Annotated in this window: 6 protein-coding genes; 3 read left to right on the top strand and 3 right to left on the bottom strand. The window is 45.3% G+C overall.

What is annotated here, in order from left to right; all coding sequences use genetic code 11:
• Positions 1-71: 71 nt before the first annotated feature.
• Entirely contained in the window at positions 72-1,910 is a 1,839-nt protein-coding gene (gene typA / locus ACGF49_RS11225) for a ribosome-dependent GTPase TypA (protein ID WP_113041195.1), read from the bottom strand.
• A 408-nt stretch (positions 1,911-2,318) separates the two neighbouring features.
• Here typA and glnA point away from each other — a divergent pair, with 408 nt between their 5' ends.
• From glnA to glnG, 3 genes are all read left to right on the top strand, one after another.
• Positions 2,319-3,728 carry a glutamate--ammonia ligase gene (glnA, locus tag ACGF49_RS11230; RefSeq protein ID WP_113041196.1) on the top strand — a complete coding sequence of 470 codons (1,410 nt, stop codon included), beginning with the start codon at positions 2,319-2,321 and terminating at the stop codon, positions 3,726-3,728.
• Between the two features lie 153 nt (positions 3,729-3,881).
• A complete protein-coding gene (glnL, locus tag ACGF49_RS11235) occupies positions 3,882-4,931 on the top strand; it encodes a nitrogen regulation protein NR(II) (RefSeq protein ID WP_113041197.1) in 1,050 nt (349 codons plus the stop codon).
• Positions 4,932-4,940: 9 nt separating this feature from the next.
• Entirely contained in the window at positions 4,941-6,398 is a 1,458-nt protein-coding gene (gene glnG, locus ACGF49_RS11240) for a nitrogen regulation protein NR(I) (protein ID WP_113041198.1), read from the top strand.
• A gap of 7 nt (positions 6,399-6,405) precedes the next feature.
• Here glnG and ACGF49_RS11245 read toward each other — a convergent pair whose 3' ends face one another.
• Positions 6,406-7,695, bottom strand: a complete 1,290-nt coding sequence (locus ACGF49_RS11245; protein ID WP_113041199.1) for an ISL3 family transposase — start codon at positions 7,693-7,695, stop codon at positions 6,406-6,408.
• A 25-nt stretch (positions 7,696-7,720) separates the two neighbouring features.
• The gene (locus ACGF49_RS11250; protein ID WP_271859126.1) at positions 7,721-10,927 is read right to left on the bottom strand and encodes an Eco57I restriction-modification methylase domain-containing protein; all 3,207 of its coding nucleotides are present in this window, start codon (positions 10,925-10,927) and stop codon (positions 7,721-7,723) included.
• Between the last annotated feature and the right edge of the window lie 801 nt (positions 10,928-11,728).

Here is an 11,728-nt window from a genome sequence, read left to right on the forward strand (position 1 = left end):
AATTTGAACAGACAAGTCCCAGAAAACTCAGGGCGCCATTGGCGCCCTAAGCATTGGTATTGCAGGAAAGATTATGCTTCTTTACTGCGATACGCACGACGGCGTTCGTTTTCCGTCAAATGGCGTTTACGCAGACGAATAGATACCGGGGTCACTTCCACCAGCTCGTCATCATCAATAAACTCCAAAGCCTGCTCCAGGGTTTTCTTAATATGTGGAGACAGGGTTGTCGCTTCGTCAGTACCAGATGCACGGACGTTAGTCAGTTTCTTACCTGTCAGACAGTTAACTGTCAGGTCATTAGAACGAGAATGAATACCGATCACCTGGCCTTCATACACTTCTGCACCATGACCAAGGAACAACTTACCGCGATCCTGTAAGCTGTAAAGTGCATAAGCAACCGCTTTACCCTGACCATTGGAAATCATCACACCGTTCTGACGGCGACCGATTTCACCCGGACGAATATCATCATAGTGGCTGAATGTTGCATACAGCAGACCGGTACCGGAGGTCATCGTCATGAACTCAGTACGAAAGCCAATCAGACCACGGCTTGGAATAATATAATCAAGGCGCACACGACCTTTACCGTCTGGTAACATATCGCGCAGATCTGCTTTACGCTCACCCAAAGCCTGCATCACATCTCCCTGATGCTGCTCTTCAATATCCAGCGTTACTTGCTCGAAGGGTTCTTGCTTACGACCATCGATCTCACGGAAGATAACTTTCGGACGGGATACCGCCAGTTCAAAACCTTCACGGCGCATGTTCTCAATCAGAACAGATAAGTGCAATTCACCACGGCCAGAAACACGGAACGCATCCGGATCTTCGGTTTCTTCGACACGCAGGGCGACATTGTGAACCAGCTCTTTCTTTAGACGCTCAAGGATTTGACGTGAGGTGACATATTTACCTTCACGTCCACAGAAAGGGGAGGTGTTAACACAGAAATACATGCTTACCGTCGGCTCATCAACAGCCAACGGTGGCAGCGCTTCAACAGCATTAGTATCACACAGCGTATCGGAAATATTCAGCTCACCCAAGCCGGTAATCGCAACGATGTCGCCCGCTTCCGCTTGCTCACTCTCAATACGCTCCAACCCCAGATGGCCCAGTACCTTACCGATTTTGCCGTTCCGGGTTTTACCTTCACTATCAATAATTGTGACGTTCTGGTTTGGCTTAACAGTACCGCGCTTAATACGGCCAATCCCGATAACACCAACATAATTGTTATAGTCCAGCTGAGAAATCTGCATCTGGAATGAACCATTAAGGTCAACTTTCGGTGGCTCTACATGATCGACAATCGCCTGATACAACGGCGTCATATCTTCCGCCATATCATCATGATCGGTACCGGCAATTCCCATCAATGCCGATGCATAGATAATGGGGAAGTCCAGTTGCTCATCAGTCGCACCCAGATTGACAAACAGGTCAAACACCTGATCCACAACCCAATCAGGGCGTGCACCAGGACGGTCAACTTTGTTAATGACCACAATCGGTTTCAAACCATGAGCGAACGCTTTCTGTGTCACAAAACGGGTCTGAGGCATTGGCCCGTCCATAGCATCGACCAGCAATAGTACACTGTCAACCATGGACATAACACGTTCTACTTCACCGCCGAAATCGGCATGTCCCGGAGTGTCTACGATATTAATACGGTAGTCATTCCATTTAATGGCGGTATTTTTTGCAAGAATAGTAATTCCCCGCTCTTTCTCCAAATCATTGGAGTCCATCACACGTTCTGTCGCTGTCGCACGGTCACCGAAAGTACCGGATTGTTGCAGCAGCTTGTCAACCAGGGTAGTTTTACCGTGGTCAACGTGCGCGATGATGGCGATATTACGCAATTTTTCGATCACAAACTTTGCCTCAGGCATTTTATAAATGGCGCGCTATTGTACACACATTGGTCGAAGGACTAAACAGGATCACAATAATCTATGCTTAACAACTTGATAACAATGAAATTGTGATCCCTTTCACGCCCATAAACAGACGCACTTTCGGCACAAATGCACTAATATTGTGCTTCGCAGTAACATAATTGCACCAATTTAGTGCAACATTCCCAAATATCAAGCTATCCCATCACGGGTATACTCACAACACAGTATATGGCAAGGCGTTAAAAAGTTGGCACGCTTTTCGCAAATGCTTTCGTGATTGAATTGATTTTCACAACTATAAGTTTGCAAACGTGTAAAGTAAAACGATGTGACTGTGTTTTCTTTAGTCTTAACCACGACCATTTTATCAAGACCGACACAAACCAGGAGAAACCAAGTATGTCCGTTGAACATGTTTTAACCATGATTGAAGAGCATCAGGTGAAGTTTATTGATTTGCGTTTCACTGATACCAAAGGCAAAGAACAACATATGACCATTCCTGCTCATCAGGTTAATGCAGACTTCTTTGAAGATGGCAAAATGTTTGACGGATCTTCAATCAGCGGTTGGAAAGGGATTAACGAATCTGACATGGTACTGATGCCAGACTCAAGTACAGCCATGCTTGATCCCTTCTTTGACGATGCCACATTGATCCTACGTTGTGACATTCTGGAACCGGGCACCATGCAAGGTTATGATCGTGATCCCCGTTCCATCTCCAAACGTGCTGAAAACTTCCTGCGTTCAAGCGGAATTGCCGATACTGTCCTGTGTGGACCAGAACCTGAGTTTTTCCTGTTTGATGATGTGCGCTTCGGCAATGCCATGTCTCATTCTTACTATTACATCGATGATATCGAAGCTGCATGGAATTCCGGGACGCAATACGAAGGCGGTAACAAAGGCCATCGGCCTGCGGTAAAAGGCGGTTATGCTCCGCTGCCTCCTGTTGATTCTTCGCAGGATTTACGTTCAGCGATGTGCCTGACGATGGAAGAGATGGGGTTGGTTGTAGAGGCTCACCATCATGAAGTAGGAACAGCAGGCCAAAATGAAATCGCTACCCGCTTTAACACCATGACCAAAAAAGCGGACGAAACCCAGATTTACAAATACGTCGTACATAATGTCGCGCACAATTTTGGCAAAACCGCAACCTTTATGCCAAAACCACTGGTTGGTGATAATGGTTCCGGTATGCACTGCCATATGTCTCTGTCTAAAAACGGTACTAACTTGTTTGCCGGTGACAAATACGGCGGTCTATCTGAACTGGCGCTATTCTACATTGGCGGTATTATCAAACATGCTCGTGCGCTGAACGCGTTTACCAACCCGACAACCAACTCTTATAAACGTTTGGTTCCGGGCTATGAAGCACCGGTGATGCTGGCCTACTCTGCCCGTAACCGTTCGGCATCTATCCGTATTCCCGTTGTTGCCAGCACCAAAGCTCGCCGTATTGAAGTACGTTTCCCTGATCCGGCGGCTAACCCTTATCTGGCATTCGCCGCTCAATTGATGGCTGGCCTTGACGGCATCATCAATAAAATCCATCCCGGTGATGCGATGGATAAAAACCTGTATGACCTACCACCGGAAGAAGCCAAAGAGATCCCCACTGTCGCCTCTTCTCTGGATGAAGCACTGGCAGCACTGGATGCCGATCGCGAATTCTTGACCCGTGGCGGTGTTTTCACCGATGACGCCATTGATGCTTATATTGACTTAAAAAACAGTGAAATAGAGCGTGTCCGTCTGACACCACATCCACTGGAATTTGAACTCTATTACAGTGTGTAATTAGCAGCGCCGTTTCCGCTGATCATTTTTTGTTGCCGTGAAACCTTTAGCCCATCTTTGGATGGGCCCTTTTCCTACCATCTACATTTCAGGCTTTGACTGGGTTTTACGCTCGAACATGATACAGTGCACCAAAAAAGTGCAGGAGTGTGGATGAAAACGGAAAATCTGCCCGATAGCGGGCAAATATTAAATTCGCTCATTAACAGTGTACTGGTACTGGATACTGATCTCGTCATCCGCTATGCCAACCACGCAGCACTACAATTATTCGCTCAGAGTGCCCGTAAATTATTCGGTACACCTCTTCCAGTGCTGTTCAGCTATTTTTCACTGGATACAGAATTGATGCGCTCTAGTCTGGTCAGTGGTCAGAGTTTTACTGATAACGAAGTAACATTAGTGGTTGAGAACCGCTTTCACATTATGTCGCTCAGTGCCCAACCCATTTCCGAGCAGTTCATCTTGCTGGAACTGGCGCCTATGGATAGTCAACGCCGGTTAAGCCAAGAGCAGGTACAACAAGCTCAGCAGATAGCCGCACGGGAATTGGTTCGGGGGCTGGCACATGAAATCAAAAACCCCCTTGGTGGGTTGAGAGGAGCCGCACAATTACTGTCAAAAGCACTGCCTGATCCTGCTTTGCAGGAATACACCCAGGTGATTATTGAACAAGCCGACCGATTGCGCCATCTGGTAGACAGATTGCTTGGCCCACAACATCCGGGTGAACGAATTAAACAAAGCATTCATTATGTTGCTGAACGGGTCTCCCAGTTAGTCTCGCTGGAAATGCCGGATAACGTCACACTGGTAAAAGATTATGATCCCAGTTTGCCAGAATTGGCCCACTATCCTGATCAAATTGAACAGGTATTGCTAAATATCACCCGTAATGCCTTACAAGCGCTAGAAAAACAGGGGGGAACCATTACTCTCCGCACTCGTACTGCTTTTCAAATTACCTTGCATGGCAAGCGCTATCGTCTGGCTGCCAGAATTGACGTGGAAGATAACGGGCCGGGTATCCCACCACAAATTCAGGACACCTTGTTTTACCCAATGGTCAGTGCTCATGAAGGTGGAACAGGTCTTGGTCTATCCATTGCTCGCAATTTAATAGACCAACACTCTGGCAAAATAGAATTCACCAGTTGGCCGGGACACACAGCATTTTCTATCTACTTACCAATTAAGAAATAGAGGATAACGATGCAACAGGGAAAAATCTGGATCGTCGATGATGACAGTTCAATCCGCTGGGTACTGGAGCGGGCGTTAAGTAACGCGGGGATGGAATGTACCAGTTTTGCAGACGCTGATAGCGCCCTGACCGCACTAGCCCAAAACACGCCTGATGTACTGATTTCGGATATCCGTATGCCGGGAATGAATGGGCTAAACCTGCTGAATAATATCAAACAGAGCAACCCGTTGCTGCCAGTCATCATTATGACCGCTCATTCTGATCTGGATGCTGCGGTCAGTGCTTATCAGCAAGGGGCTTTTGACTACTTACCAAAACCCTTTGATATTGATGAAGCCGTTGCTTTGCTGGAACGGGCACTTAGCCACTCCCGCGATCAGAATCAGCCAACTAAAAACCCGCAGGTCGTCACACCCGTTTCTGACATGATAGGAGAGGCGCCTGCCATGCAGGACGTTTACCGCATTATCGGCCGCCTCTCCCGTTCCTCTATCAGCGTCCTGATTAATGGCGAATCCGGTACCGGAAAAGAGCTGGTGGCCCATGCGCTACACCGTCACAGCCCACGGGCCAATGAGCCATTTATTGCCCTTAACATGGCAGCCATCCCTAAAGATTTAATTGAGTCAGAGTTGTTTGGTCATGAAAAAGGGGCTTTCACCGGCGCTAATCAGGTACGTCATGGGCGGTTTGAACAGGCTAATCGCGGTTCACTGTTTCTTGATGAAATTGGTGATATGCCTCTGGACATTCAGACCCGTCTGTTACGGGTATTGGCGGAAGGTCAGTTCTACCGAGTTGGCGGTTATGCTCCCGTAAAAGTGGATGTGAGAATTATCGCGGCAACCCATCAGGATCTAGAACGTTTGGTAGAGCAAGGAAAATTCCGTGAAGATCTCTATCACCGCCTCAATGTTATTCGTATGCAATTACCGCCGTTACGTGACAGAGTGGAGGATATCCCTCGCCTGACGCGTCATTTCCTACAACAGACCGCCAAAGAGTTGGGCGTAGAAACAAAGATTCTCCATCCTGACGCAGAAATGGCCTTAATGCGCTTACCCTGGCCGGGCAATGTTCGCCAGTTGGAAAATATCTGCCGTTGGCTGACAGTCATGGCGGCAAGCCAAGAGGTACTAGTACAAGATTTGCCGTCTGAATTATTTGAACCCCATCATACCGAAATCGGCACAACAACATCTGTAAATACCGTACCCGCAAATAGAACACCTACCAATACCATACCGGAAAACTGGTCGCAGCTACTTGCCCAGTGGGCAACAAATGCCTTGGAAAATGGTCAGCAGGATCTGCTATCTGAAGCATTACCATTATTGGAGCGTACCTTACTTGATTGTGCACTTAAGCATACCAAAGGCCATAAACAAGATGCTGCCCGATTGCTGGGTTGGGGACGCAATACTATTACACGGAAGTTAAAAGAACTTGGGTTGGAGTGTTGAAACAAGGCTATAATCGCCCCGTTTCTATCTCTCTTACCAGTGCTGATATATCTACACCGTAATTCATTAACGTTTCCGACTCTGGTCCGCATACCTGCTCAGGAATCCGTTGACGTTGATAGTGGAGATTCTTTCTCTTCTGAAAGCCCTTAGTAAACAGTATATCAGCTCGCAATGCTTCAAAACTGTAACCACGACCAACAAGATTCACCACGCTAATCAGGTTGTTCAGACTCTCTATATAAGCATTGGAGATCGGGTGGTCGAAGTAAGCAAAAACATCATCGTGCCAGTTATCTATAGCTTTAACGAGTGGGTCAAAATGCACCTTCATTTCAGGTGTTATCTGTCTAAGCCAAACATAGTAAGCTTGCTGTGCCTCGTACCTATTTTTGAAGTTCCAGATGTCGAAAAATGACTCTTTCAGCTCGTAAGCATAACCCAGCTCAGGATAGTTGAGTATCCAGTCAGATAATCGCATATATTCGGCATCTGTCTGCTCGTGGCGACGTTTCAGCAACACAAAGTGATCTTTCATCAGTCTTCGACGCTGCTGAACGTTCAAGCCGCCTCTGATGACCTTTAGCACTCTTTCTAGTGACTCATTCGCCATACGGACAACATGAAACTTATCGATGATAACCGTAGCGTCAGGGATCATAGTAGCCACTGCATCTCTGTATGGTCGCCACATATTCATAGCTACATAGCGCACCTGATAGCGATCTTTTCGTTTAGTTAGGTAGCGCATAACAGAGGCTTTGTTATTGTTATCGAGCATATCAACAATGGTTTGCAGCTCGATATTGGCGATAACGCACCGGGGTTTTATGATATGGATTTCGTCAATACCCAGCCATTTAGGCATTTCAAAATTGAGGGTCTTTTCCAGTCGCTCACAGGAGTCGTGAAATATATTACGAACAGTCTTTTCATCCACGCCTACGTCCTCTGCTACGCTGGAGAAGGTGCGCCGTAGACTCTCGCGCTCGATGTATTGGATCAAGCGGTGAGTCATTTGCCGCTTACCATCCTTGTGCGGTACTGGTTCCATAAACGTCTTACAACATACTTGACAGCGGTAGCGGCGGCGATTCAGTATAATCCCTGTCCGCTTGCCATTGACAGGAGTATCCATGATCACCTCATCACGACGGCCAAAGCCAACGATTCGAGAATGTTTGCAGTGGATGCAGTGAGTAGGTGGGCTGGCAGTTCCTACATGTACCTGGTAATCATGCTCCAGTTCGGAGACAGACAGGACGACATAATCAGGCCAGTTAATGATGTTTGCCATAAATAGCCAACTTATTCTTTGTCAGTTATTCTACGAGCGTTACACTCCAAGCGATCAAAACATTCTCCGCGACCGATTTTATTCGCTTGATAATTTTCTGGCGTTCTGTTTTGTCGTGACACTGGTGAGCCTCCTCAACAAGCTCTGCAAGGTTAGTGTGCATCGTGTTGGTAATATCAAAATTAGGTAATGATAGATGTTTGAACACATCCGCAACTTGAATGGATACATTGTGACTGTTAATCCATTCTTGAACAGTTAATGAATTCAGTAATCCGCACAAATAATACGCTGTTTCTTTGTTATCAAAGGATGCAAAGTATACTTTGTGATCTGGAATATAAACACGTTCGCCAACAACAGGTACATTCTGAAAGCTTGCAACCGCTGCATAAAACGATGAGGACATTTCCGGCCATATCACTTTCCATGGTTTGAAGGTGTAATCACCAACATTATAAACAGCATGGTAAGGAGCACCTTTCATTTGGCGACGATAGGTAGAACGTTCCAGCAACAGTCTCTCGAACCCCTTAAACCATGCTAAGGTTTTTTTCATCTTCGGGGAATGCAACTGTGCATCCGCACTCTCGTACTCAGCATTTGAAATACCTGTGTTTGGTACGAATGTAAACAGCCTTTGTTCAACATCATCATAATCTGGAGCATCAAGTTTCAAGTAGCACTCATCGAAATCACTCGCTCCCTTAATTAAAGGGTAAAGCATATCGGGCTCTACCCATTGAGTTTTCTGTGGCCCAATGTCTTTCCGTCCAGCTTCAGGGCGGCTTTGAATCTGAACGAGAGTGCCATTGTTTTGCAAGATTGGAACAAAATAAACTCCGTTAAGATCCGTGGTAATCCCCTTCCGCCCTTTAGTCCATTCACACTGTAATGATAGATATTTAATCGCATTGAAGCGCCCAGGAGCGAGTATCGCCCACGGAGAACCTTCATCACCAACCGGAAACGCTTCTTTTGTCGTATGAGAAATAGCTTTCAGCACGTTATTAAGAGGTGTGCAGGGCCTAATAGCTTTCCTGTGACCAGGATTAGCTGACCATACCCTGTAAGCTACGGGGTATTGTGCGGTGACGATGGATTTTCGAAACAGCGCAACAGACGTGTGGTTGCTTGCATCTTCAAATGGTTTTAATTCCTTCATGTCATCAACAGACAATGGTTGAAGATAAAGTGAATCCTCTCGCTGTGAATCTAGTTTAAATGTTCTAAAACCTGCTGATGATGGGTTCTTAAAAAGTGTGCCAGTGATGACAAACGCTAGTTTGCCACCTATATCCAGCCATTTATCGGAGACCGTATAGGTTATCATGGCAGATATATCAAGTTCATTCCCACCATGGCGTTTGGTCTTAGAAAAAATACCATAGTCTTCACACGTTGGTTTAACACGTTCACGATAAAGGTCAGGTAGCTTTGACCATCTAACCCAAGGAGGATTGCCAATAACTAAATCAAATTTACCTGCTGCCGCTGACCAGAAGAAGTTCCTGACAATCCGAAACCAAATACCGTTCCATTGTTTTCTGTGTAGATTTAACACTTGATCATAGGTATGTCGGAGTGGTTTGTCCCAGTTCGATAGCTCTTCTTGGGTGACTATACTTGCTGCTGTCAGTTTTTGGCTGGATTTGTCGAACTCTAATCCCTGCTCAACATCTTTGCCCATTCGTTCAAAAACAAAATCGAGGCGCTCCCTGTTTAAAGCTAACTCAACAGGCAAGTGAATATTCAGTTTGGCTACCTGACTTCCAATGTTGTATTCAACAATTCTATTTTTTCCAGAGGGGATCTCCGCAGGTGAATAAATGGCATCAGCCATTAGTACAGGAACCTCAATATCCATTCCTGGACATGCAGCGAGAAGGTCTGCAATTTCCATCAGGAAATTTACACGAGCAGTCTGAACAGCAAGCGGGTTCAAATCAAAACCCCATACACTATCACATAGGTTTTTGATAACTTTAGACACACTCCACCCCTGTATTGCCGCCAGCTCACGTTTTTTGCGAATCACCGCCAGTAAGAATGCCCCGGATCCACAGGTAGGATCTAACACACGCTTCTCTAATAATGTGTTGTTAGCAGCTCTCTGAAGCGTAAAATCAACCAACCAGTCTGGGGTGTAAAATTCACCAAGGCTCTGCCGGAGTTTGCCAGGAACAAGACCTTGGTATAGATCTCGCAAAACATCCCTTGTCCTAGATAAGTGATCAAGCCGATATAACGATAAAACCGAGAGCAACCGCCTCAAGGAAGGTAGTAACGCCGGAACAACCTTGTCTCTAGCAAGGCCAATATACCAGCTAAAAATAGCCTCTTCGACAAAACCGTTAATGCCTGCTTCCCTGAAAATGGCCGATTTCTCGACAGAGTAGTCCAAATAATTCACCAACTCGTCATCATCTTTTTGAGCCGACATACTCTGAGCAGGTTGAGTCGACGATGTTAATCCATGTGCTGATACAATCTCGGCAGCTAACAGTTTAATGAGTATCGAATTGTAAGTATGAATGACAAATAGCCGTGCCGATGTAGAATCTTCCCGAAAACCATTCCAAATAAATGCAATCTCTTTGTTAATAGCCTCTGTTTGTGAAATTGACATATCAGCAACTTGGCCGTACAAAGTTCTCCACTCCTCAAAAAGCATTTTAATTTTGTTGTTGCCTTGCTGTTTTAAGTAGTAAAGCAGGCCATCAGACATAGCCTGCATAAATTCACGAGCATCTGCTGACCCATGTCCAAAATCAGCCAATAGGTTCTCAGTTGTTAAGGCTTTTCGCGTATCGGAGACAAAAGCGTCAATCACCAAATCGACCGCATAGGTTGAAAAGGGAATTAAGTGTTGAGTATGAATCTGATCACCATGGACCTGAGCAAAACAAATGTGTTCACCGTCAATAGCTATTCCAATGAAATCAGATTCAGGAATTCCTGTTTTCGCTGACTCACACTGTATATATGGCAAAAGTCGTTCTTCTGTGGCACTTTTGAAGCCAGGGCTGTCCTTCTTGCCACGAAACAAACCTGGCGCTTTGAATTCAATGATTACGTGATTATGGCTTGAGTCTTTACGCCCTCGCTCAGCATTCAAATGAAGACCAGTTGCATCTTCTATCACCTTCATCCAAATGTATCGAACTTCCTCTTCGCCTTTCCAAGGCTTTAGGCGCTTTTCCTGAATAGCTTCGTATGCGTCTTGACTCATTACGTACCACCTTGTAAACCGGTGTAAAAATTTTCCCAATTATGGACCTGAACAATAATAGCATCAACCGTATAATCCGATTTTAAAATATTTAATCAGATAAGGCTGTTCAATACAGAATGCCGTGTCAACAATTCGGCAAGTTAGGGATCGTCATAACTGATTGACTGGCTGTATTTTATCTGATAAAACCAGTATCAAACGTGATTAATTTACGATCAATCGAGATAATAGAATCGACAAAAGGCAAGATTGAGCAGCATCTATCACCCTCCGGTTGAAAACGACAATTTTGTCCAAGTGAACAGAGCATATCTGAAAGAACAACTTTTCCTGATAAGGAGAAACCAATAACCTCAGAAATCCTGATATATACCTTTTGAGAATGTGGGGCACACAACCAACGCAGGAGTATGTTGCTATTTAACTCTGATCGAATACGGAGGTATCTTGAGTGCCTGTAACGCACAGTAAAAATACTCACAGAAGATCGCTGAATTGAGTCTGTAAAGTTCGGCGATGTAACAACATATTGTCTCACCAAGTGAGCAATAACCTAATTAAAAAAATCACAGCCTTCGTTGTGATTTAAATTCAAACTAGTAATTAAAAGGTTGGTTTAAGATGATGAAGTGGTGCCGGATTATTATGGCGATTATTTTGTTTTATTCTCTTTTCGTTGGTATGATGCCAGGGCGCGAGCATACTTTTTTACCCCCCCCTTGAATGAACCGTAATTATATGATCTCATTCTCCTTATTTTTCTTTTTAATACTCGCCCATGAATCCGAACCAGACCCT

It is taken from the genome of Photorhabdus sp. RM96S, from assembly GCF_042879335.1.
GTDB classification, from domain to species: Bacteria; Pseudomonadota; Gammaproteobacteria; order Enterobacterales; family Enterobacteriaceae; genus Photorhabdus; species Photorhabdus kayaii.